The sequence below is a fragment of the Entomomonas moraniae genome (assembly GCF_003991975.1).
Lineage (GTDB): Bacteria > Pseudomonadota > Gammaproteobacteria > Pseudomonadales > Pseudomonadaceae > Entomomonas > Entomomonas moraniae.
In genome coordinates this window covers 3,224,629-3,249,252 of the sequence record NZ_CP029822.1, presented here as the reverse complement: position 1 = coordinate 3,249,252, position 24,624 = coordinate 3,224,629, and the positions used below count along the sequence as shown (strand labels likewise).

The following is a 24,624-nucleotide window of genomic DNA, read 5'->3' as shown; positions in this document are numbered from 1 at the left end:
CTCTATTTTCAAAACTGTCGTTACAGTCTCATTTATCATAAAAAAACACAATAACTCTTTAGAATAATATTTGTATCAATTCTTTTTTTGCTAGCATAGTTTTTAATACAAAACTAATATATCTATCTAACACAAGTATCACTCTATAGAGAAATAAAATGAAGATTATTGCTATTTTATTATTTCCTTTGTTCTTAACAGGCTGCTATACACAAACCTCTGTAAAAGAAATGATAAAGGATACAGAAAATTATCAAACCCCTTATTTAACCTCAGCAGACAAAGGATTAATTTATGTCGTAAGACCTAGCTCTTTGTATGGTATTTTTAAATACAATGTTTTCTTAGACGGTCAGTCTGATGCAAATCAAATAGGTTATACACGTGGCAATCAATATATCTATTTTTATGTAGAGCCGGGTCAACATACGGTAACATCAACCGCTGAAAACACCTCTAATGTAACATTTAATATCAAAGCAGGAGAAACACAATACCTTATTCAAGATGCTAGCTTTGGCTTTCTATTTGGTCGAAACAGCCTGAATAAGCTCAACCCTGTTGAAGGAAAATACTATATAAAATACACGAAATTAGGAACATTAAATCAAGCCTCCCCACAATGAGACTGCCCAATCACTATATATAGAAATCATTTTATAAATCAAAAGATGTATACTATAGAAGATAAACTTAAAAGCATATTAGATAAAATATCCGATATATTTTTTAGCCTGCTTGAAAACTGGAGAACAACATGTCTAAAACACCATCAACCCCAGCCGATGTTATACAACCTCCTGGCGACTCAGCCATATTAATAATATTGCGTTTACTTGAAACAGACACAAGTGTTGATCAAGTAAAAGATGTATGTGGTAGCCTTGCTGCGTTTGTTAGAAGTTTAAAAAAGCGAGAGCCTGATGGGCATATCAGTGCACTCATGGGGTTTGGTGCACATGCGTGGGGAAAACTTTTTCCAGAACAACCTTACCCTAAAGAACTAAAACCATTTGAAGAAATTAAGGGTGATAAACATACCGCACCATCAACCCCCGGTGATTTATACTTCCATATTCGTGCCAGACGAATGGACCTTTGTGTTGAATTGGCGTCTGAAATCTCTACCTTATTAGAGGGGGCTGTTGAGTCTATTGATGAAACCCATTGCTTCCGCTACTTTGATGGCAGAACAATTATTGGCTTTGTTGATGGAACAGAAAACCCAGAAAATGAAGATGCCAACTACTTTTCAATGATAGGCGATGAAGATGAAACATTCAAAGGCGGTAGCTATGCCTTTATTCAAAAATATCTTCATAATATGAAAGGTTGGAACAATATATCAACCGAAGAGCAAGAAAAAGTTATTGGACGGAAGAAGTTTTCAGATATCGAATTATCAGATGAAGAAAAGCCTGCCAACGCCCATAATGCTGTTACTAACATCTCAGATGAGAATGGCGAAGAACTAAAAATAATGCGTGCTAATATGCCTTTTGCTAATGCCTCAAAAGGTGAGTACGGTACCTATTTCATTGGTTATGCAAGTACTTTTACAACTACCGAGCGTATGCTACGCAATATGTTTATTGGAGAACCTGTTGGTAACTATGATCGTTTACTTGATTTTAGTAAAGCGGTTACAGGCACTTTATTTTTTATCCCCTCACCTGAGTTATTATCTGAACTCGGCGGCGGTGATGATTAATTAACTATCGTAGTTCCTCTCATAAAAATGCCATCTATCGCCAATAGGTGGCATTTAAATTTTTAAACTTTATGTTCTTTAAATACTCTATACTTATCATTTAATCCCTTACTTTCGAAATTATTTTATGTTTACTGTTAAAAGAATTATTTTTTGTGCTATTGCCTTATTTATCTTTTCAATCATCCTAAATGCCAATGCAGCAAACATTAGCCAAACGGAAGCGAGTACAGGGCTGAAAAGTATGCTAAACCAAGCCACTAAAACGGCGGTCAAAACACTAGGCACATCTGGGGGATTCAATAATAACCCTGAAGTTAGAATCGAATTACCTGAAAAACTCGAGTCAGCCAGTAAAGTATTAAAAATGGTTGGTTTAGGTAACCAAATTACACAATTAGAAAACAGTATGAATGCAGCCGCAGAAGCGGCTGTTCCCGAGGCACAACAAATTCTCATTAACAGCATACAACAAATGAGTTTTAGTGACGCTAAAAGCATTCTCACTGGGGGCGATAAAGCAACAACGGCCTATTTAGAAAAAACGAACCGAACTCAACTTTTTAACAAGCTACTACCTAAAGTTAAGACAATTACTAATCAATCTAACCTATCAACACAATACAATACAATTGTACAAAGAGCTTCAGCACTAGGCATTACAAATGATAACTTAAAGATTGAAAACTATGTTACTAACAAGGCAATTGATGGATTGTTTACCGTTATTGGCAACCAAGAAAGCTATATTCGTAACAACCCTAAAGAAGCAGCAACCAGTGCAGCCAAAAAAGTTTTTGAAGCGCTGATTAAATAACTAGCGATCACTACTCTAATACAACACATTGACTACTGGTAATATGACTCGTCCATAAAGAATTAGCTACTTCATTAAAGGTAGCTAAATTGCCAGTGGTGATTAAATCAACAGTTCCCAAAGAACTATTATCAGACAATACATCTTTTTTCATCAATAATGACTGCAAATAACGTGCGACTGCCGCACCCGTATCAATAATCTGAATATGCGCCGGTAAAATTTCGGTCAATAATGGGCGTAAAAAAGGATAGTGAGTACAGCCTAAAATGATTGTATCACAACCATTATCAAGCATAGGTTGTAAATATTTATGCAATAACGCTCTAATTTTAGTTCCCGTAAGATCACCCGCTTCAATACACTCAACCAACCCCGGACAAGGTTGAGCAATCACCGTCACATCATGAGCAAAGCGATCTAGCAAAGCAGCAAACTTAGCGCTTTTTAAAGTACCTGAGGTTGCTAACACACCAACTCGCCCCGTACGCGTTGCTTGTGTAGCAGGTTTAACCGCAGGTTCCATCCCAATAATAGGTAAATCAGGGTAACGCTCACGTAAAGCAACACTGGCCGCTGCTGTTGCGGTATTACAAGCGATCACTAATGCTTTAACAGAGCATGATAAAAAATAATCTGTTATTTTTATACAACGCTCAATAATGAACTCGGCCTCTTTCTCACCATAAGGAATATATTTTGTGTCTGCTAAGTAAATTAAATGTTCTTGAGGCAAGCATTCATGAATTGCCTTCAAAACAGATAACCCACCCATTCCAGAATCAAATACACCAATGGCTTGATTGTTACTCATAAGAACCACCACAAACAGTACAAGCAGGGTCTTTTGTTATCTTTAGTTCACGGAATTGACTATTGATTGCATTAAAAGCAAGTAATCGGCCTACAAGTGGCTCACCAAAACCGACCAATAGTTTTATGGCTTCTAATGCCTGTAGCGTCCCCACAACACCAACCACAGGGCCAAGCACGCCCGCTTCACTACAGGTTAACTCTTGTTCATTACCATCACCATACAAACAGTGGTAACAGGGACTTTGTTTTTTTGTGAAGTCAAAGGTAGTTATTTGCCCTTGTAAACGTATTGCGGCCCCACTGACTAATCTTTTTTTATGATGAAAACAGGTCTGATTAATTAAATCACGTGTTAAAAAATTATCCGTGCAATCGAGTACAACATCCGCATTATCAATTAGGGAGTAGATATTCTCTTCACTAATTACTTCTGTAAAAGGATGAATCGTAATATCTGGATTAAGATTTGATAATCGTTGCTTGGCGGCTTGAGCTTTTTGCTGTTTAATTTGGTCAGCGCCATACATAATCTGACGTTGTAAATTACTAAGGTCTATCGTATCAAAATCGGCTAAACAAAGAGTCCCTATACCCGCAGCGGCCAAATATAATGAAGCAGGAGAGCCAAGCCCACCCATACCAATAATTACCACACGACTATTTTTAAGCTTATCCTGTCCTTCTACGTCAACTTCGGATAAAAGAATTTGTCGACTATAGCGAAATAACGCTTGATCATCTAGCATAACCGCCCTCCCGTTACTCGCTCATTACCGCCTAAATCACAGACGGTATTGATATGGCTAAATCCCCGCTCAACTAATAACTTTTGTACTGCCTGTGCTTGCTGGTAGCCATGCTCTAGATATAACCAGCCACCCGCGATTAAATGATCAGGGGCATGCTTAACAATATGGCGAATATCGTCTAAACCATCGTGTCCAGAAACCAATGCTGTTTTAGGCTCAAATCTCACATCGCCTTGTTGTAGATGAATATCCCCCTCTGCAATATAAGGTGGGTTACTCACAATAAGATTAAATCGTTCACCAGCCAATGCGTCAAACCAGTGGCTTTTTATAAATGTTACCGTCTTAATATTCAGCGTTGACGCATTTTTCTTGGCTAAAGAAACAGCTTCCTCAATAAAATCAACACCAACCAATTGTGCTAAAGGTCGCTCATTAGCAATAGCAAGCGCTATTGCACCCGTTCCCGTCCCAAGGTCTAGTACTCGCCAAGCATCATCGTTAGGAATATGTAATAAACACTGTTCCACCAAGGTTTCTGTGTCCGATCGAGGAATAAGTGTCTGTTCTCCCACATGTAAATCAAGTGACCAAAAACCTTGCTCACCTAAAATATAAGCAATCGGCTCACCTTGTTTTCTTCTTGCTAAATAACTCTGAAAAACTGCTAACACTTGCTCACTTACGGCCTGATCAGCCCAAGTATACAAATAGCTCCTTGGCTTATTTAACGCAGCCGCTAATAAAAGCTCTTTATCCAATCGCTCAGTAGGAGAGTTTAATGGTTGGCTATTTTTTAATAACTGCTCAATAGTTATCATCATTTTATGAAGCTTTCTCAACTGCAAAACGAGCAATGTATTTACTTAGCATAGGGCCTGTTAAAATAACAGCAAATAAACGTAATGTTTGCATCGCCATAACAAGGCCAATGTCTGCGTGAACATCAATAGCCACCACAGATAAGGAGTCTAAGCCCCCCGGACTCGTTGCTAAATAAGCAGACAAGTAATCAACCCCCAACCACCAGCTAATAAAAAGAGCAGAAACGCCACATAAAATAATTAATAGCATTGAAGCAGCAAACATAATGGGCATAGCGTACATCACATAACGTAGAGTTTCACGGTCAAACCTAAACCCAATATATGCCCCAATCACCCCATAAGCTATAGCGACTAGCCAATGGGGTATTACAATATGGACATAACCTAGTAACTGTAATAACGTACCCAATAACATAGGGATAAGTAAAAAACCTGCGGGCATAAAACGCCCTAAATAAACGCCAACTAATAATACAATCAGTGTCAAAAAGAAATGAACAGCCGTTTGGCTTCCTTGCATGACAACAATAGTTTCTTCTTGTGGAACGTGCACGTCGCCTAAAATATGGCTAACTAACGCAGCCATCAATACCACACAAATGACTCGAATATATTGCATGGTCGCCACTACTCTAGCGTCTGCACCATAGTCTTCAGCCATAGCCACCATAGTTGCGGCACCCCCTGGCGAGGTTCCCCATGCAGCAGTTGATCCGGGCAAGCCACCATAACGAACACTCAAAATACCCACTAGCACACTCAGCAATAATGTGACGACAGTGGTTACCAACATAACATCCCACATTCCTAAAATTTCAATCAGAATAGGTAATGTCATTGCATGGGCAATTAAGCAACCAATAATCCCTTGACTGTATTTAAAACAAACCTTAGGCATTCTAATTTTGACACCTAATACCCCCATGGTGATGGCACACAGCATAGGCCCTAACAACAAGGCAGCGGGCATTGCAACTTTCTCTAAAAACCAGCCAGAAAGCGCTGCTAGTACAATAAAAAACAACCATTGACCAACAACAGCGTATTTAGATTGAGAAATTTTATTGATGATCTTCATGCATAGACTTTAATGAATAATTAATTAGACAACATAATGCGTTAAATAGATAAAACGCCGTTAAATAAAATATAGTCTTTTTATTATAGCCATTTTAGCCGAGGAATACTGAGTTATTATTCTATAAGTATTCGCAATAAAAAAACATTTCTCTCTTGTTAAAGACCCATTAGCAAAAATGACCTAAAATCTATTAAGCACGATTAATTGACCATTTTATTGCTTTTTTCAATAAAATAACGAAAAAGTTTAGGAAATACTATATATAAGAAGTATTTATATAGTATCATTATAGAAAATTTTTAAACTAAACATCATAAAGTAGGGTTTCAAGGGATTATACTATGGTAAAAGTTCATCAGTTAGTTGCGGCTATCGCCACTACTATTACTTTATCAACAAGCAGCGCATATGCATTAAACATGGGATCTATATCATGGAAATCATCTTATGGTCAGCCACTTGATGCAAGAATTGAGCTTTCGGATGCTAAGAACTTACAAGCCAGCGATATCAAATCGAGCATAGCCAATACTAATGACTTCTCTAAAGCAGGTCTTGAATACTCGCCTACGTTATCCAACTTATCGTTTAGTACAATTATTAATCCTGATGGTACAGGCTATATTAAGATAACTTCCGCTAAGCCAATTAAAGAACCATTTATGAATTTTTTAATTGATGTTAATTGGCCTAATGGTAAAGCATCAAAAGAGTATACCATTTTACTCGATATGCCTGAATCAAAAGCAACTACTCCCACACCTAAAACCAACAATACAGCAAAAAATACAGTAAGTAGTACTCCACCTATAAGCAGTCCTAGCCAAGTGGCAAATACTTACAAAACTAAACAAGGTGATACACTTTGGAGTATTGCAAAAGCAAACTATGGGAAGTCCCTTACAGCCAAAGCATCGAAAGCCATTTTTGAGAAGAATCCTAAAGCATTTATTAATGGGGACATCAACTCTTTATTGCATAGCTATACATTAAGCATGCCCACCCAACAAGAAGTTAATGCCATTAGTGTAGCACAGGCTAATGCCTTCTTAAGCTCTCCTTCTAAAGAAGTGCCTACCACAGCCACACAAAAAAAACCAATATCAGACAAACATGAAAAAGCGCTACAAGATCAGTTAAAAAGCTCTCAGCAAGAACTTGAAACTGCTCGTACTGAGAACACTACACTCAACACAGAACTTGAAAATATTGAGTCTGAAATTGCAAGTTTAGAACAAGTTTCAAAAGAAAAAGATGAGGCAATAGCCAAAGCTGAACAGGCAAAATTAGCAGCTACTCAAGCGACTCAACAAAAAGCACAAAAAGGGCAAGCAACAACAACGTCTCAAACAGCAGATCAACAAAATACTAGTCAAACGCCTGTAGAGCCACAACAAACTACTACTACAAATAAACCAGTAGAGCCTACAGTTGCCCAATCGCATGCAGAACCAAAACCACAATCTCCAAAAACCAATACTGCTCCAGAATCCCAACCCGCTAAATCATCTACTCCAACACCAGTGGAAGATACAAGTCCATCATTTATATCGTCATTATTAGATAACAATATGATGCTTTTAGCTGGTGGTGGTATTTTATTGCTCCTTTGTATTGCAGTGGTTATCTCTCGCCGTAAAAAAGCAGCAAACGACGATGATGCACAAGTTGTTGATTTAAGTAATGTTGTATTAGATGATGAAGATTTAAACGATTCATTGCCTAATACACAAATATCAGCAACAAAAATACCTGATAATGATGTAATAAGCCCTTTATCGCAACTGGGTGAAGGAATGGGAATTATCGATAAAGCAGATATTTACCTTGCTTACAATCATGATGAAGAAGCAAAAGAGCTACTGTCAAATGCTTTGCAAGAAGACCCTACCAATACAGAGTTACGACTAAAGCTAATGGAAATTTATGCAGATAAAGGCAATACTGATAGCTTTGAAAAAGAAGAGCAGGAACTTTTATTATTAGACCCTCTTTCACAACACAAGATAGATGCTATTAAAGAAAAGTATCCAACCTCATTTAATGATTTTAGTTTTTCTAATAACCCTACATCCGTTAAAGAGCAAAATGAAACATTTACTTCTTTTAAACAAGATGCCAAGGAAAATACGCAAGATACACCGAACGAAGAACCAGAGTTCAGTTTTGATTATGCTGACTTTGCAGAGCCTGTCGTAGCGCCTACTCCAAAAGAGACAAAGTTAGCATCTGCATCACCAGAGACCGAAGAAACAGAAATACCTATGAAACGGTTAGAGGAAGACGCTGCAAACTTTAAACTAGAAAAAATCGCGCCTGAAACACAACATGCTTCTTCGCCTTTGTTTAATGCTACGGAAGAAGAAGATTTTTCATCAGACTCTCCAACAACTATCTTTGAAAAAGAAGAGGATACTCAATCCAAAGAGAGCAACGAAGGTATTAAATTTGATCTAGGTATTGGTGATCAAAAATCTGACAGTATTGACTATATTTCACAAATAGAAAGCAATGATTTAGATGATGATATTATTGAAAAAGATCAAGTGACCACAAAGCTTGAGTTAGTTCATGCTTATATGGATATGGGTGATACTGAAGGAGCTCAGGACCTACTTAAAGAGATAATTCAAGAAGGCAATGAAGCTCAAAAAAATGAAGCACAATCATTATTAGCTTCATTAAATACAACACCTTCAACCCATAGCAATGACTCAATGCATATCGCTCAAGAAAGTACTGATCATGACTTATTTAACTCAGTTGATCATTCAAATACAGCACTTACCGAACTTGAGCTTGGTTTTGAGTTACCTCCAGAAGATGAAGTATCAACTAAACTTGAATTAGCTAATGCTTATATTGAAATGGGAGATGAACAAGGTGCTAAAGATATTTTAGATGAAGTATTACATGAAGGTAATGCAGAGCAAAAACTAAAGGCACAAGATTTATTAAAATCTATTAGTTAATAAGAATGAAAGAAGTATCAATCAATGATGCGGCAGCCAATACGGCTGCCGCAACTGTTTCTAGAATAGCGATGGGTGTTGAATACAAAGGGGCTAACTACCGAGGCTTCCAACGCCAACAAGATAACATCCCTAGTATTCAAGAAGAACTCGAAAAGGCCATAAGCAAAGTTGCCAATCAACCTATATCGATTTATGTTGCAGGCAGAACCGATGCAGGGGTACACGCCAGTGGTCAAGTCATACACTATGACACCACAGCCAATAGATCAATGCATGCTTGGGTTATGGGTTCTACAGCAAACCTCCCAAAAGATATTAGCGTCACCTGGGCTAAACAGGTATTGCCTGAGTTTCATGCTCGTTATAAAGCCTTTGCTCGTCGTTACCGCTATGTTATTTATAATGACCCTATACGCCCTGCTCATTTAGCTGATGAGGTCACATGGTATTCATATCCATTAGATATAGACAGAATGCAACAAGCCGCTAATTATTTTTTAGGTACTCATGATTTCACTTCTTTTAGAGCAAGCCAATGTCAAGCAAAATCGCCCATAAAAACGATCTCTCATTTCAAGATTATTCGTTTTGGTAAATTAATTATTCTGGATGTCAGGGCAGATGCTTTTTTACACCATATGATTCGTAATTTTGCTGGGTTATTAATGGCGATAGGTTCCGGGGAAAGCCCCATCGGCTGGGCAAAAGAGGCATTAGAAGCTAAAGACCGAACAAAGGCAGGTGTTACAGCAGTTCCCTATGGGCTTTATCTAGTTAACGTTGAATACCCTGAAAAGTATGATATTCCCAAGCGTTTTATAGGTCCACATTTCTTATCAGGGCTGCCTGAATAATATATTAATCAAGCTGCTAAAAAGGCTTTAATTAACCAGTCATCCCCCACTGCTCGAATGTCCTTAATCGTTAAATTAATAGCTTGGGACATTGTATCCAATGGTAGAGAAAGTAAAGGGCGAGCAGAGGAGCCTAAAAACTTACCAGCCATAAAAATAGCAAACTCATCAACTAACCCAGCTTGTACAAAAGCACCCGCTAAAGTAGCACCCGCCTCAACAAGCAATTCGTTAACTTCATAATCTTGTGCTAATTTTGCTAAGAGTGTATTTAAATCGATATGTGATTGCTGATTTAAAGGTAATTTTAACCACGCTTGTTGTTCTTTTAATTTTTCGGGCTTATCAACACCCGATACAGTTAATGAATAAGGTGACTGATAAAATGCTTTATCCAGCGGAACTCGCTGATTACTATCAATTAAAATTCTCAAAGGCTGTCGCTGCATAGCCAAATCAGTTAACTCTTGGTCTAACCCTAATTCGCTAGATCTTATAGTTAACTTAGCATCATCAAACAATACAGTATCAGCCCCCGTAATCACAGCGCTACTTTGAGCACGTAATCTCTGTACTTCCTGACGTGCAGCAGATGAAGTAATCCATTGGCTTTCACCACTAGCCATTGCGGTTCTACCATCTAAACTCATGGCTAACTTAACCGTCACATAAGGCATATCTGTGCACATTCGCTTGATAAACCCTTTGTTCAAGGTATAGGCTTCTTGCTCCAAAACACCACAGGTTACATCAATACCTGCCGCTTGTAATCTTGCTATCCCCCGCCCAGCCACTTTTGGATTAGGGTCTTGCATCGCAACAACAACTCTTTTAACTCCGGCCTTTATCAAGGCATCTGCACACGGCGGAGTTTTACCGAAATGGCTACAAGGCTCTAGCGTCACATAGGCTGTTGCGTCTTTCGCATTACTACCCGCGTCACGTAACGCATGAACTTCTGCATGGGGGTCACCTGCTTTTTGATGCCAGCCTTGCCCAATCACTTGATTTTCAGCAACAATAACACAACCTACGCGGGGATTAGGATGCGTGGAGTAGATACCACGATGAGCAAGCTGTAATGCTTTACTCATCCATAACTGATCATTAGCTATCATGTTCATCAATATTTTTTGAAAGCCGCTCTACTTCATCACGGAATGCATTAATGTCTTGAAAACTACGATATACGGAAGCAAAACGAATATAGGCTACCTCGTCGAGACCTTTTAGCTCTTTCATCACAAGCTCTCCAACTTTTAATGAGCTGATTTCTCGCTCACCTGTTGCACGAAGTTTATGCTTAATTCTCGCCAATGCCTCTTCTAATAATTCCATTCCGACAGGACGCTTTTCTAAAGCTCTTAGCATACCCGCACGTAATTTATCTTCATTAAAAGGTTGTCGTGTACCATCTTGCTTAACAATACGAGGGATGACTAACTCAGCTGTTTCAAACGTAGTAAAACGCTCACTGCACTCAATACACTCACGTCTACGTCTAACTTGATCACCTTCGGCCACCAAACGTGAATCGATTACTTTGGTATCATTAGCGCCACAAAATGGACAATGCATATTCTTGTTCCTAACGAGGATAATTTTTTACTAAATTTGTGCCTATTATATGATACTTTTAGTGATAGACTAAAACTTTAACGACTATTTCCATGAATATTATTGAGTAATTTTATCAACTACGGTAGTGTAGACTCATTTTCCATGGATTGATTTAGATAGAGAACACTATGCCAAATAAACTCGAACAATTGCGTAAAATGACAACTGTAGTTGCCGACACAGGAGATTTAGAGGCTATTACTCGTTTGAAGCCTGTTGATGCAACAACCAATCCATCATTGCTATTAAAAGCAGCGTCGTTAGCACAGTATCAAAACCTACTAGAACAAGCTAAAAAATACAAAGATATCTTATTGGCTTGTGATCAATTTGCTGTATCTGTCGGTAAAGAAATTTTACAGGCCATTCCTGGGCGTATTTCTACCGAAGTAGATGCTCGCCTTTCATTTGATACACCTGCAACAGTGGCACGTGCAAAGCGCCTGATTGAACTTTACCAAGCACAACATATCGAGAAAGATCGCATATTAATAAAAATTGCAGCCACATGGGAAGGGATACAAGCCGCTAAACAACTAGAAAAAGAAGGCATTCAAACCAACTTAACTCTACTTTTCTCTTTCTCTCAAGCTTTAGCCTGTGCAGAGGCCGGTGTATTTTTAATTTCGCCCTTTGTGGGGCGTATCTACGACTGGTACAAAAAATCCACAGGTCATGATTTTACTGCTTCTAATGACCCAGGTGTTCAATCTGTCAGTCGTATTTATAATTACTATAAACATTATGGCTATAAAACCATTGTTATGGGCGCAAGCTTTCGCAATTTAGGGCAAATTGAGCAATTGGCAGGGTGTGATAGACTAACCATCAGCCCTGATCTATTAGAAAAGCTCTCACAAGATAACAATCCTCTTCCTCAAGTATTAACCCCTGAGCAAGGATGCGATGAGTCAAAACAAATACTCACTGAAAGCCAGTACCGTTGGCAATTAAATGAAGATGCGATGGCCACAGAAAAGTTAGCTGAGGGTATTCGAGCATTCGCTAGAGACCAAGAAAAATTAGAAGCTATTTTAAGCGCGTAACTTATTTACGCGCCTAAACTAAATATTCTGCAATTGCTGAGTAGACCATGCCCCGATGATACACCCCACGGCTAGCACAATAAGAACGGTGTCAATACGTGTCCAAATACTCAGCAAGGCCAATAAAGCCCCTAGCACTAACACGAGAACACCTGTAATCGTATTAGACAAGGCAATATACAGTGCCCTGCTTTCACCATCCCCCATATTAACGATATAGGTTTTACGACCAATATTAATACCTACCTCACCAATCACAACCCCACCATAAGCCAATGCATAGGGCCAAATACTAGCACTAAGCACAGTAGGTAAATAACCAAACAAAGTAATTAATATACACAAGGCGGCTACAATCAAACCACTATCACGCATCACATTGCGGCTAGAATAGTCTGAATACTTCCCCCAAAAAGGACTGGCTATCATGGTGGCAACACCAGAGATTAAAACCAATATACCTAAGCCATCAAGGCTTGCACCACTGTGTTGCCTGCCTAAAACTGCTATATAAGGCAGTGCTAATGCACTCGAAAGTAACAGTGAACGGCTAACATTGAAATGGAAAAACTGTTTATCTTTAACTAACAGTTCCCAGGCTCTGACTAAGGTATTTTTTTGTTTGACAGACGGTTCAATCTCACTATCAGGTTCAACTAGACGTGCACAGAATAGAATATCAACAGCCCATCCTAGTGTTGCTAATAATAACAAACATGCCACAATCGGTCGGCTTGGTTGATCTGTTAATAAAATCAAGACAAAGCCAGCTAATAAAGTAATTCCACCAGCAATACTCGTACTCCACCCCATTAAATGACCACGGCTCGACTTGTCAACCGTCTTAGCCATCACATCCTTACTGGTAATCGAAGTCACGCCACGGGCCAAGGATAGAACGGTCAGTGTAATTAAAACTAAAACAGCCCCCCAAGAACCTTCACCCACCATAGAGAGCGCCATTAAAACTAGACCACAAAGGGTCAATACAATACAGGCTTTAACCCAAACCCATTTACGAACCTTTTTTACTCTTAGAATACTTGCCACTAACAACTGCGGTAATAATGCTCCAGCTTCTCGAATAGGCACGAGCAAGCTCACTACCCACATAGGAGATAACATTGCATTTAATAACCATGGAAGAATGAGGCGAGGGCTGATTAAGGAGTCAGCTAACTTATTGCCTAACGATATCCATAAATGGCAGAAAAAATTTCGCTCTATAGCCGCCTGATCAAGTGGTATTTTTTTCTCGGCGTTAGCATGGCCACTTAGATAATCATATAAGCGCGTTGATAATTTCTTTTTTGACATGGCACGATCCTACTAAGGTATTTGCGTTAATAACTCCCATTCAGAAATTATTTTGATTGCTTGTTCTTGACTTTCCCCACAAATACTCTGCTCTGCCTGAAAACTTGAACAAACTAATGGGCGCTCTTTGCTACCAAATAATTGACAACGATTCTCTAAATCAAGCTGAACACAGCGTACACCCGCTGGTTTACCCTTTGGCATTCCAGGGATAGATGATGAAATAGAGGGTGCTATACAACAAGCACCACAACCAATACGACATTCCATAAAATTCTGTTTTAAAAAAAAACCTATACGTTCAAAGTATAGGGTTTTTATACCTTCAATGATATTTGCTAAAAGTACTATATTGCTTTCGTTAACTCGGGAAGAAGTTCAAATAAGTCACCCACCAAGCCATAATCCGCAATCTGGAAGATAGGGGCTTCTTCATCTTTATTAATCGCAACAATGACTTTTGAGTCTTTTACGCCAGCCACATGTTGTATCGCACCAGAAATACCTACTGCAATATAAAGTTCAGGTGCTACAATCTTACCGGTTTGACCCACTTGCAAATCATTGGATATATAGCCGGCATCAACTGCTGCTCTGGAAGCACCTACAGCACCACCTAACTTATCAGCCAAGTCATAAATAAGTTTAAAGTTCTCTGCACTTTGTAATGCTCTACCACCAGAAACAACAACTCTTGCCTCTGTTAACTCAGGGCGATCAGATGTCATAAGCTCTTCATTAACAAATTGAGATACCCCAGCATTCGCCGCCTCAGTAATTACTTCAATCGAAGCATTACCGCCTTCTGCTGCAACTGCATCAAAGTTTGTCGTACGTACCGTAATTACTTTAATAGCGGCACTACTTTGAACAGTCGCAATTGCATTACCTGCATAAATAGGGCGTTTAAATGTATCAGGCGCAATAACAGCAATAATTTCTGAAATTTGATCAACATCTAATAAAGCAGCCACACGAGGCGAATAGTTTTTACCATTAGTTGTCGCAGGAGCAAGGATATGTGTGTAGTTTTTAGCCAAGTCAGCCACTAGCTTTGCTACATTTTCAGCCAATAAATGACCGTATACAGCATTATCAGCTAGTAATACCTTATTTACATTAGCAACTTTAGCAGCAGCTTCTGCAGCACCGCGTGCATTTTCACCCACAACCAATACATCAATATCACCACCAATGGCTTTTGCTGCGGCTATTGTATTTAGTGTTGCTGGGTTGAGTGTTGAATTATCATGCTCTGCAATCACAAGAATCGTCATTAGATCACCTTCGCTTCATTCTTTAATTTATCAACAAGCTCTGCAACGGAGCTCACTTTAACACCTGCCTTACGAGGTTCAGGTGCTTCTACTTTTAATGTTTTAACCGTCTCTGTAACAGTGACACCTAAATCAGCAGGGGTCAATGTCTCAAGTGGTTTTTTCTTCGCTTTCATAATATTTGGTAATGAAGCATAACGAGGTTCGTTCAAACGAAGATCAGATGTAATAATAGCAGGCAGTGATAATGCTAAATTTTGTACACCACCATCAATTTCTCTTGTTACATTCAGTTTACCGTCAGCCACTTCGACTTTAGACACAAATGTACCTTGTGAATAGCCTGCAAGTGCAGCTAACATTTGTCCTGTTTGATTATTATCGGTATCAATAGCTTGTTTACCTAAAATAATCACTTGTGGTTGTTCTTTATCAGCCACGGCTTTAAGTATTTTAGCCACGTTTAAAGAGCTTAAATTCTCAGGAGCTTCAACCAATATGGCACGGTCAGCGCCCAACGCTAAGGCAGAACGTAACTGCTCCTGTGCCGCGGTAGAACCTACAGTTACTGCAACCACTTCGCTCGCAATGCCCCTTTCTTTTAAACGAATTGCTTCTTCAACAGCAATTTCACAAAATGGATTCATTGACATTTTAACGTTCGCTAGATCAACCCCCGTATTATCCGCCTTAACGCGAACATTTACGTTATAATCGACCACTCGTTTAATCGCTACAAGAACCTTCATAGGTGCCCTCTTCTGTGCTGTGAGTGAAAATTAGCCTAACCAATTAAAGGCAAATAATTTAATGCAATAAAGTCACGTAGTTTATCTTGAATAGATTAATTGTTCTACTAAATTGGCAATAATCTGTTCATTTTTTAACCAAAAATATTAATTTATCTTACATTCTGATAATATTATTATTGCTCAAAGGGTATAAAATTGTATTATCCTATACAACGTAACGTAAGTAAGTATACTGCATGCATCTCTATGCATTATTATTTAATATTCCTTGGAAGTCTGCAATGAAAGCATCCGAAAAGACAAAAGAACGTATCTACACCGCCGCTGAACAACTGTTTGCTGAAAAAGGCTTTACTGAGACATCATTACGTGCGATCACCGCAAAAGCGGGGGTAAATTTAGCTGCCGTTAACTACCACTTTGTATCAAAAGAAGGGCTTATCAAAGCCATTTTTAAACGTTACCTAACAGATTTTTCTTTAGAACTTGAAAAAAAGCTAAATCATTACGAACAAAAAAATATAACTCCCTCAATTGAAGAGTTACTGTCTGTTTTTATGGAACTCATCGTATCAATTAAAACTCACTCATCCAAAGGGGTGGTGACTTTTATGCGTCTACTCAGTAATGCACTGCTCCAAAAGCAACTTTTTTTACATGAGTTCATGACCAATGATTTTGGATTTATCTTTTTGCGTTTTGGTTTACTACTTAGAAATGCTTCCACCCATAAAAATATGTCAGATGTGGAATGGTTTTGGCGCTTACATTTTAGTTTAGGTACCGTTCTTTTAAACATTGCCAGTATTGACTACTTCAAGACATTGATGAAGCAAGAGTTTAAATCCTCTATTCGTACATCACAAGTCATGCAACTCATGATTCCTTATATTACGGCAGGCTTGTCTGTAGGGCCAACAATTACAGACCCAGATCTCTTGAATGCAAAATATGGCAGTGCATGTTAGATAAGCTTATTATCTCAGTGGCTGATCAAACTCTTTACGGCTTTAATAATTATCAGCCACAGATTATTCTGCCTGTCTCCACTGCCCTCAATGGCGTGGGGGAACAACAAAATAGCAACTGTACTCCTCGTGGTAAGCACCAGATCAGGGCAAAGATTGGTGCTAACTTGCCCCTCAATGCTGTTCTACGAGGGCGCCGTTGGACGGGGGAAATATGGTCACCCACTTTAAATGCACAATACCCTGAGCGAGATTGGATACTCAGCCGTATCTTATGGCTTAGCGGTTGTGAAGTAGGATTTAATCGTTTAGGTTCTGTCGATAGTTTTCAACGCTATATATACTTGCATGGTACGCCTGATACCGAACCAATGGGCATCCCAAAATCTCATGGCTGCATTCGCCTACGCAATACTGATATAATAAAACTATTTGATATAACACCCATACACTGCGATGTAGAAATCATCGAACAGTCCTATCGTTAAGGGATATTTATGCAAGGCTCACTGATGGTTGACGTTGAAGGTCTATGGCTTAACGCACAAGATCGACAATTCTTAAAGCACCCTGAAATTGGCGGATTAATCTTATTTGCGCGCAATACCGAAGACCCTAAACAAGTCAGAGAACTGTGCCAATCCATTCGTGCTACTCGCCCTGACCTAATTCTAGCGATTGACCAAGAAGGCGGTCGTGTCCAACGCTTACGGCAAAATACTTTACAGCTACCCGCTATGGGCAGTTTTATAGACCATAGCAATGCCAAACAACTTGCCCACTACTGTGGCTGGTTGATGGCAACCGAAGTCTTAGCAGCAGGTTTAGATATTAGCTTTGCACCCGTTTTAGACATTAACTATCAACGTAATCAAGTCATCGGGCAACGCGCTTTTGGCCATACGCCAGACCAAGTTACCTTACTAGCCTCAAGTTTTATTACAGGCATGCAACAAGCAGGTATGCAAGCCACAGGTAAGCATTTCCCCGGGCATGGATGGGTTACGGGCGATTCGCACTTTGTGATCCCTGAAGATGAACGCTCATTAGAAGAAATCAAACAAACAGACTTAATTCCCTTTGCAAAACTCATCAAACAACTTGTTGGCATCATGCCCGCCCATGTTATTTATACTCAAGTCGATGACAAACCTGCTGGTTTTTCACCTTACTGGGTTCAAACGGTTTTACGCCAAGAGCTAGGCTTTAATGGCATTATCTTTAGTGATGACCTTTCCATGGCCGGTGCTCATGCTGTTGGTAATATCCATAATCGTGTTAACGCCGCATTTAGTGCTGGTTGTGATATGGCACTGGTTTGTAATAATCGCGCTATGGCTGAAGAAGCCCTTATCAGCACCCAACAACTTAACATCAAACCAAGCCAAAAGCTTGGCTTAATGCGCGCTCAAACATCAACCGACACCGACTACAAGGCTAACCCTTATTGGCAAGAAGCAGTTAACGCTTTACAACAAGCCAATTTACTTTAACTGTTTCAACCGCTCAATGGCTGGTTTATAACCTTGAGCGGCGGCTTTCATAAACCATTCTTTTGCAAGTGGTAAATTCTTTTTTACCCCATCACCTTTTTCATACATATCACCCAATAATGCCATTGCAACGATGCGCTTAGCTTGAACTGCCTGTTCATACCAATGAATTGCCTGCTGACCATCTTTAGTCACGCCCTGACCATAGCGGTAAAGGCTACCTAAAATAACCATAGCCTCACCATTACCCAGATCCGCTGATCGTTTAAACCAATAAATCGCTCGCTCATTATTTTTAGGAATATCTTCCCCTAACAGATAAAACCACCCCACATCAATTTGTGCATCGGTATGATTTTGCTCAGCTGCTTTTTGATACCAATAAAAAGCCCGTAACTTATTAGGGGTAACACCAATCCCCTTATCAAAAACCTTTGCTAAATGAAACTGTGCGTCTACATTGCCTTGCTTTGCACTTTGCTCATACCAATACAATGCATATCCGTTATCCCTTGGCACAATCCAACCAAATTGATAATGCCAGCCTAGCAAATATTGTTGCTCAGCATCGCCTTGCTTAGCGCCCTCAATAATAATACTTCTATAATCGTTACTTTTAGGAGCAGATGAGATACAGCCTTGCAACAACAAGCTTGCCCAAATTAATACCCATAATTTGAACCCTCGTTGGAAAAATAGATTACCTTTCATCTAGAATAACAGGCCTATAGTTATTTATAATAATCGATTAATTTAACGCATTCTGCACAGCAAGTGTAATAAATTTAGTACAATAACCTTTTTAACTTCATGGGAACAATGGCTAACATCATGACACCTCGTAAAATATTGGTAACCAGCGCACTACCCTATGCTAATGGATCAATTCACTTAGGCCACTTAGTGGAGTATATTCAAACCGACATTTGGGTACGTTTTCAAAAAATGCGTGGCAATCAAACTGTTTACGTGTGTGCAGACGATGCTCACGGTTCAGCCATTATGCTACGTGCTGAAAAAGAAGGGATTACTCCCGAGCAATTAATCGACAACGTACGAAAAGAACACAGCACAGATTTTGCTGATTTCTTGGTAGACTTTGATAACTTCTACTCAACCCATAGCCCTGAAAATAAAGAACTCTCAGAAAAAATCTACCTAAAGCTTAAAGAAAATGGACATATTGCCACGCGCCCTGTAACACAATATTTTGACCCTGAAAAACAAATGTTTTTGGCTGATCGCTTTATTAAAGGCACTTGCCCACGTTGTGGTGCCGAAGACCAATACGGTGATAACTGTGAAAAATGTAGCGCCACTTACGATGCTACTGAATTAAAAAATCCTAAGTCGACTATTTCTGGTGCTACCCCTGTTTTAAAAGAGTCCATGCACTTCTTCTTTAAACTGCCTCAGTTTCAAGACATGCTAAAAACATGGACACGCAGTGGTACACTTCAAGAATCTGTGGCTAACAAATTAGCTGAATGGTTAGATGCAGGTTTACAAGAATGGGATATTTCACGTGATGCCCCTTATTTTGGTTTTGAAATCCCTGGTGAGCCCAATAAATTTTTCTACGTATGGTTAGATGCTCCCATTGGTTATATGGCAAGCTTAAAAAACCTATGTGAACGTCGCCCAGAGCTAAATTTTGATACCTATTGGACACCTGATTCAAACGCTGAAGTGTACCACTTTATCGGTAAAGATATTGTTAACTTCCACGCCTTGTTCTGGCCTGCCATGTTAGAGGGTGCAGGTTATCGTAAACCTACCGCGATCAACGTGCATGGTTACCTCACCGTTAATGGTTCAAAAATGTCTAAGTCTCGCGGCACCTTCATTAAAGCCCGTACCTACCTTGACCATTTACAACCTGAATACTTACGCTACTATTACGCTAGCAAACTCACTCGCTCCGTGGATGACCTTGATCTGAACTTAGAAGACTTTATCCAAAAAGTGAACTCTGATCTTGTCGGCAAAGTAGTTAATATTGCCAGTCGTTGTGCTGGCTTTGTTGCCCGTGGTAATAACAACGTACTTGTCGAAAGCAATGCAGCGCCAGAGCTATGGCAAACCTTCCAAAATGCCATGCCAACCATTGCTGAAGCTTATGAGGCTCGTGATTTTAACCGCGCTATGCGCGAAATTATGGCATTGGCCGACCTTGCTAACGCATGGATTGCTGAAAAAGCACCGTGGGCACTCAATAAACAAGAAGGAAAACAAGCCGAAGTACAAGCTATTTGTGCCATGGGTATTAACCTTTTCCGTTTATTGGTTCTTACCTTAAAGCCTGTACTGCCTGAATTAGCGGCTAAAGCTGAAGCTTATTTGAATATTGCGCCATTAACATGGGCTGATTACCAAACAAGCCTTGCAAACCACACTGTTAACGAATTTAAACCATTAATGACTCGCATCGAACAAGACCAAGTGAATGCAATGATTGAAGCCTCTAAAGAAGATTTAAAAGCCGAAAATGCGCCAAAAGGTAATGGTGAGTTGGCTAAAGACCCACTAGCCCCTGAAATTGAGTTTGATGCTTTTGCAGCTGTCGATATTCGCGTAGCCAAAATACTCAAAGCCCAATCAGTTGAAGGGGCAGATAAGCTTCTTCAATTAACCCTTGATATTGGCGATGAACAACGTAATGTGTTCGCAGGCATTAAAAGCGCTTATAAAGACCCAAGCAAACTAGAGGGTCGCTTAACCGTGATGATTGCCAATTTAAAACCCCGTAAAATGCGCTTTGGCATGTCAGAAGGTATGGTTATGGCTGCAGGGCCTGGTGGTGAAGAAATCTACTTACTAAGCCCAGACAGCGGTGCAATTCCGGGACAACGGGTTAAATAGCTTAGTCAAACTAGGTGGGTATAACTATTCCCACCTAAGCTCAAAAAGCTGACATATTTACTTTTATCCATTTTAGGGAAAAATAGCATGCTTAAAAAAATTCTTATACTTACTATCGGTTCTTTATTAATAACTGCCTGTGATAAAAAAACAGAACCTACCGATCCAGTAGCACAGCTTGCTAATATACAAATTACTGTACCAGAAGGAATAACTGGTGATTGTATTGATGCATTAAAAGCTTATCATCAAGTTACTTCATATATGTACGATGATCCATCATCAAGAAACTATAACAGTAAATCTTCAGCAGAACGTGAGGAAGGGTTAGAAAGGATGACAAACACGTTAAGGCAAAGGTCTCAACAAGATTGCAAAGAACTAGCTTATAATTTGATGATATCCATTGACCAATTAAAAAAAGACAGTCGGTAAACTTACATTATGTTACCGCTCTATACCCTTACCCAACTCCGCCAAATTGAACAAAAGGCGGAGCAAGCAGGTATTGACTTAATGCAACGGGCGGCACGTTCGATTGCTGATCGGGTAACACAGCACTACTCGCAACAAGATACTATTTTAATCGCGGTAGGTACAGGCAATAATGGTGGTGATGCGCTATGGGCAGCGCTAAATTTAGATGCTCGCGATTATCAAGTGATATTATTTATCCCACAACCCGTAAAAAGCTCAGCTGCACTGAATGCTTTAACTTTCTGTAAAGCTAACCATCTTTTAGACATTAACAGCCTCACTCAGCTAACAACAAGACCTAGCTTAATTGTAGACGGTCTATTTGGGATTGGTCTTAATCGCTCCTTATCAGAAGAGTGGCAAGCTATTATTCAACAGTTAAACAATTTAAATACACCAACATTAGCTATTGATACGCCCTCTGGTTTAGATGCTTATACGGGAGAGGTTTATGGCGCTACAATAAAGGCAACAGCTACACTGACCTTTTTAAGTGATAAACCTGCACTACATTGTGATAAAGGGTTAGCACTGGCAGGAGAAACTATTGTCGATACACTCGATTTACCTAAAAACTTGAGACCCTAGATGCCATTTTAAAAATAATAATGTGACTATTATCCATTCTTTTGAGACTTAATAAGTTATTCACACCTCATGTTTGGTTTTACGGTTAAGCTAGCTAATCTAACCATTCTTTTTTATAATAAGTTAGATGTACTGATGTTTAACTAAAAACTAAGAGGTTATCGTTATGGTAGATTTAACAAATAAATGTAAAGCCAACGAAACAGCAGCCTGTTGTGGTGTTGACATTGGGACAGTGATAAGTAATGAGGATTGTATAGTTTCTTATGACGCTCTATTTACAAGTCAGCAAGAGGCTGAAGAAGCATTTTCGAAGTTGACTGAAATAGCACAGGGAATCGCATCTGATCCTTGTCAAATAACTCACACGATAGATCAAGTAGAAGACGGTGTAAAACTTTTGGCGAGTTTTAATTTCTGTTGTGGTGCAGAAAGTATGATTTTTCAATTCAAGATGCGTTAAAAACTCATCATTTTATAGTCAATAACACAAGTAATACTTTAATAACTTAGCGTTCAACCATAAAAAAACGCGCCATTAATTACTTAATAGCGCGTTCACAGTGAATAAAGATTAATTATTCAATTTCAATGAGTAGTTCACCTTGGTTGACTTTATCACCACCTTTAATATTAATTGCTTTTACAATACCATCAATCGGTGCTTTAATTTCAGATTCCATTTTCATGGCTTCAGTAATAAATAAAGGTTGACCTTTTTTAACACTATCACCTTCTTTAACCAACACTTCAACTACAGTGCCTGACATCCCGACCGTTACATCGCCTGCCTTGGTTGCTTGTTTTCTTCCATCGCCCGTGACTTCACCTGACACCATCTGTTCAAAGACAACTTCCTGTGGAATACCATCAATCGATAGATAGAAATGACGTTTCCCTTTGTTTTTAGCTGTCGCACCTTTAACATCAATATGATAACGCTCACCATGGACATCAACCATAAACTCAGTAACCGCAGAAGAATTCGCTTCTGTTGTATCCACTTCGCCTGCGACAGGTAAAGGTAACAAAACTTCTGGTGTTAAATTGCCAGAAGCACGCTCTTCTAGATATTTACGAGCAATATCAGGGAACATCGCGTAAGTTAATACATCTTCCTCTGATTGTGCTAAGCTACCTATTTCAGCTTTTAACTTCTCCATTTCAGGGTCTAAGTAATCTGCTGGGCGAGTAGTAATTACGAACGAGTTACCAATGGCTTGCGTTCTTAATTCTTCATTAATTTCACCCGCAGCCTTACCATAGCGGCCTTCCAAGTAGAGTCTGACTTCATTAGTAATGGTTTTATAGCGCTCACCAGAGAGGACATTAAATAAAGCCTGTGAACCTACAATTTGCGATGTTGGTGTCACTAAAGGAGGATAGCCAAGGTCTTTACGCACGCGAGGTATTTCGTCAAATAAGTCATTCATTCGGTTTAAAGCACCTTGCTCACGTAATTGATTAGCAAGATTTGACATCATACCACCCGGCACTTGGTTCACTTGTACACGGGTATCAACACCAGTAAATGGACTTTCAAACTGGTGGTACTTTTTACGTACACCATAGAAGTACATACCAATTTCTTGAATTAACTCTAAATCCAATCCTGTATCGTAAGGAGTATTACGAAGCGCAGCGACCATTGACTCAGTCGCAGGATGGCTCGTTCCCCACGCCATACTAGAAATAGCTGTATCGATATGATCAGCACCATTTTCAATGGCTTTTAATTGACACATTGTTGATAAGCCTGCTGTGTCATGAGAGTGAATAAAGACAGGCAAATCAACTTCATCTTTAATCGCTTTAACTAATTCACCTGTTACAAAGGGTGTTAATAAGCCCGCCATGTCTTTAACAGCAATGGACTGCACGCCCATATCAGCCATTTGCTTGGCTTGCTCAACAAATAATTCGATCGTATGAACAGGGCTAGTCGTGTAAGAGATCGCTCCTTGAGCATGCTTACCTACTTTATTTACAACTTTAATAGCTTCCTCTAGATTACGCACATCATTCATGGCATCAAAAATACGGAAGACATCAATACCATTTTCGGCTGACTTTTCAACGAATGCTTGTACTACATCATCACTGTAATGGCGATAACCCAATAAGTTTTGACCACGCAATAGCATCTGCAAACGGGTGTTAGGTAATGCTTTTTTTAATAAACGTAAACGTTCCCATGGATCTTCTTTAAGAAAGCGAATACATACATCAAAGGTAGCACCGCCCCAAACTTCTAATGACCAGTAACCTACTTTATCTAACTTTTCGCAAATAGGTAGCATGTCTTCAGTACGAAGACGTGTTGCTAGTAATGATTGGTGCGCATCACGAAGGATGGTATCTGTTATAAGAATCTTTTTAGTCATCTCATTCTAC

The 24,624-nt window shown here is 39.3% G+C and carries 25 protein-coding genes; 13 read left to right on the top strand and 12 right to left on the bottom strand.

The features are described from left to right. The first annotated feature begins 158 nt into the window (after positions 1-158). The 3 genes from DM558_RS15160 to DM558_RS15150 all read left to right on the top strand — a co-directional run bounded on the left by DM558_RS15160 (position 159) and on the right by DM558_RS15150 (position 2,528). Positions 159-626: a DUF2846 domain-containing protein gene (locus DM558_RS15160; protein WP_127164701.1), complete on the top strand. Its 468-nt coding sequence runs from the start codon at positions 159-161 to the stop codon at positions 624-626. A 131-nt stretch (positions 627-757) separates the two neighbouring features. Beyond that, entirely contained in the window at positions 758-1,711 is a 954-nt protein-coding gene (locus DM558_RS15155) for a Dyp-type peroxidase (RefSeq protein ID WP_127164700.1), read from the top strand. Between the two features lie 127 nt (positions 1,712-1,838). Then, entirely contained in the window at positions 1,839-2,528 is a 690-nt protein-coding gene (locus DM558_RS15150; protein WP_109703687.1) for a DUF4197 domain-containing protein, read from the top strand. Between the two features lie 10 nt (positions 2,529-2,538). Here the strand turns inward: DM558_RS15150 and murI are convergent, their stop codons facing one another. The 4 genes from murI to DM558_RS15130 are packed head-to-tail and all read right to left on the bottom strand — an operon-like array spanning position 2,539 to position 5,998. Next, positions 2,539-3,342, bottom strand: coding sequence for a glutamate racemase (murI, locus tag DM558_RS15145; RefSeq protein ID WP_127164699.1), 804 nt, complete (start codon positions 3,340-3,342; stop codon positions 2,539-2,541). Next, positions 3,335-4,090, bottom strand: a complete 756-nt coding sequence (locus DM558_RS15140; RefSeq protein ID WP_127164698.1) for a HesA/MoeB/ThiF family protein — start codon at positions 4,088-4,090, stop codon at positions 3,335-3,337. The genes murI and DM558_RS15140 overlap by 8 nt, the downstream gene beginning before the upstream one ends. Continuing rightward, the gene (gene prmC / locus DM558_RS15135) at positions 4,084-4,914 is read right to left on the bottom strand and encodes a peptide chain release factor N(5)-glutamine methyltransferase (protein WP_127164915.1); all 831 of its coding nucleotides are present in this window, start codon (positions 4,912-4,914) and stop codon (positions 4,084-4,086) included. Before prmC ends, DM558_RS15140 begins: the two co-directional genes overlap by 7 nt. Before the next feature lie 4 nt (positions 4,915-4,918). After that, entirely contained in the window at positions 4,919-5,998 is a 1,080-nt protein-coding gene (locus tag DM558_RS15130) for an AbrB family transcriptional regulator (protein WP_127164697.1), read from the bottom strand. A gap of 344 nt (positions 5,999-6,342) precedes the next feature. On the opposite strand from DM558_RS15130, the gene DM558_RS15125 reads away from it, so the two are divergent. Beyond that, complete coding sequence (locus tag DM558_RS15125) at positions 6,343-8,973, top strand: FimV/HubP family polar landmark protein (RefSeq protein WP_127164696.1); 2,631 nt, start codon at positions 6,343-6,345, stop codon at positions 8,971-8,973. Positions 8,974-8,978: 5 nt separating this feature from the next. Continuing rightward, a complete protein-coding gene (truA, locus tag DM558_RS15120; RefSeq protein WP_127164695.1) occupies positions 8,979-9,830 on the top strand; it encodes a tRNA pseudouridine(38-40) synthase TruA in 852 nt (283 codons plus the stop codon). A gap of 8 nt (positions 9,831-9,838) precedes the next feature. Here truA and ribD read toward each other — a convergent pair whose 3' ends face one another. Beyond that, positions 9,839-10,948, bottom strand: a complete 1,110-nt coding sequence (gene ribD, locus DM558_RS15115) for a bifunctional diaminohydroxyphosphoribosylaminopyrimidine deaminase/5-amino-6-(5-phosphoribosylamino)uracil reductase RibD (RefSeq protein ID WP_127164694.1) — start codon at positions 10,946-10,948, stop codon at positions 9,839-9,841. Continuing rightward, complete coding sequence (gene nrdR, locus DM558_RS15110) at positions 10,938-11,408, bottom strand: transcriptional regulator NrdR (RefSeq protein WP_109703693.1); 471 nt, start codon at positions 11,406-11,408, stop codon at positions 10,938-10,940. The genes ribD and nrdR overlap by 11 nt, the downstream gene beginning before the upstream one ends. A gap of 170 nt (positions 11,409-11,578) precedes the next feature. Between nrdR and tal the strand changes: the two genes are divergently transcribed. Further along, complete coding sequence (gene tal / locus DM558_RS15105; RefSeq protein ID WP_127164693.1) at positions 11,579-12,496, top strand: transaldolase; 918 nt, start codon at positions 11,579-11,581, stop codon at positions 12,494-12,496. 18 nt (positions 12,497-12,514) lie between these two features. On the opposite strand, the gene DM558_RS15100 is transcribed toward tal, so the two are convergent. From DM558_RS15100 to DM558_RS15085, 4 genes are all read right to left on the bottom strand, one after another. Further along, positions 12,515-13,813: an MFS transporter gene (locus DM558_RS15100; RefSeq protein ID WP_127164692.1), complete on the bottom strand. Its 1,299-nt coding sequence runs from the start codon at positions 13,811-13,813 to the stop codon at positions 12,515-12,517. Between the two features lie 12 nt (positions 13,814-13,825). Next, positions 13,826-14,083, bottom strand: a complete 258-nt coding sequence (locus DM558_RS15095; protein WP_127164691.1) for a YkgJ family cysteine cluster protein — start codon at positions 14,081-14,083, stop codon at positions 13,826-13,828. Between the two features lie 77 nt (positions 14,084-14,160). After that, positions 14,161-15,090: an electron transfer flavoprotein subunit alpha/FixB family protein gene (locus DM558_RS15090; RefSeq protein ID WP_127164690.1), complete on the bottom strand. Its 930-nt coding sequence runs from the start codon at positions 15,088-15,090 to the stop codon at positions 14,161-14,163. Continuing rightward, positions 15,090-15,839 (bottom strand): electron transfer flavoprotein subunit beta/FixA family protein, encoded by a 750-nt coding sequence (locus DM558_RS15085; protein ID WP_109703698.1) that lies wholly within the window; start codon positions 15,837-15,839, stop codon positions 15,090-15,092. The genes DM558_RS15090 and DM558_RS15085 overlap by 1 nt, the downstream gene beginning before the upstream one ends. 284 nt (positions 15,840-16,123) lie before the next feature. On the opposite strand from DM558_RS15085, the gene DM558_RS15080 reads away from it, so the two are divergent. Genes DM558_RS15080 through nagZ form a run of 3 tightly spaced genes read left to right on the top strand, consistent with a single transcriptional unit; the run spans position 16,124 to position 18,303 of the window. Beyond that, positions 16,124-16,810: a TetR/AcrR family transcriptional regulator gene (locus DM558_RS15080; RefSeq protein ID WP_164731476.1), complete on the top strand. Its 687-nt coding sequence runs from the start codon at positions 16,124-16,126 to the stop codon at positions 16,808-16,810. Beyond that, positions 16,804-17,298, top strand: a complete 495-nt coding sequence (locus DM558_RS15075) for a L,D-transpeptidase (protein WP_109703700.1) — start codon at positions 16,804-16,806, stop codon at positions 17,296-17,298. Before DM558_RS15080 ends, DM558_RS15075 begins: the two co-directional genes overlap by 7 nt. Positions 17,299-17,307: 9 nt before the next feature. Further along, positions 17,308-18,303 carry a beta-N-acetylhexosaminidase gene (gene nagZ, locus DM558_RS15070; RefSeq protein ID WP_127164688.1) on the top strand — a complete coding sequence of 332 codons (996 nt, stop codon included), beginning with the start codon at positions 17,308-17,310 and terminating at the stop codon, positions 18,301-18,303. Here the strand turns inward: nagZ and DM558_RS15065 are convergent. After that, positions 18,295-19,014, bottom strand: coding sequence for a tetratricopeptide repeat protein (locus DM558_RS15065; RefSeq protein ID WP_127164687.1), 720 nt, complete (start codon positions 19,012-19,014; stop codon positions 18,295-18,297). The two genes, nagZ and DM558_RS15065, sit on opposite strands and share 9 nt — an antisense overlap. A gap of 117 nt (positions 19,015-19,131) precedes the next feature. Here DM558_RS15065 and metG point away from each other — a divergent pair, with 117 nt between their 5' ends. The 4 genes from metG to DM558_RS15045 all read left to right on the top strand — a co-directional run bounded on the left by metG (position 19,132) and on the right by DM558_RS15045 (position 22,693). Continuing rightward, positions 19,132-21,165, top strand: coding sequence for a methionine--tRNA ligase (metG, locus tag DM558_RS15060; protein WP_127164914.1), 2,034 nt, complete (start codon positions 19,132-19,134; stop codon positions 21,163-21,165). An 87-nt stretch (positions 21,166-21,252) separates the two neighbouring features. Further along, positions 21,253-21,600: a hypothetical protein gene (locus DM558_RS15055; protein WP_109703703.1), complete on the top strand. Its 348-nt coding sequence runs from the start codon at positions 21,253-21,255 to the stop codon at positions 21,598-21,600. Positions 21,601-21,609: 9 nt separating this feature from the next. Beyond that, positions 21,610-22,230 carry an NAD(P)H-hydrate epimerase gene (locus DM558_RS15050; protein WP_127164686.1) on the top strand — a complete coding sequence of 207 codons (621 nt, stop codon included), beginning with the start codon at positions 21,610-21,612 and terminating at the stop codon, positions 22,228-22,230. Positions 22,231-22,396: 166 nt separating this feature from the next. Continuing rightward, on the top strand, positions 22,397-22,693 hold the full coding sequence (locus DM558_RS15045) for a YfcZ/YiiS family protein (RefSeq protein WP_127164685.1): 297 nt from the start codon (positions 22,397-22,399) through the stop codon (positions 22,691-22,693). 115 nt (positions 22,694-22,808) lie between these two features. Here DM558_RS15045 and oadA read toward each other — a convergent pair whose 3' ends face one another. After that, complete coding sequence (oadA, locus tag DM558_RS15040; protein ID WP_127164684.1) at positions 22,809-24,614, bottom strand: sodium-extruding oxaloacetate decarboxylase subunit alpha; 1,806 nt, start codon at positions 24,612-24,614, stop codon at positions 22,809-22,811. Positions 24,615-24,624 lie beyond the last annotated feature (10 nt).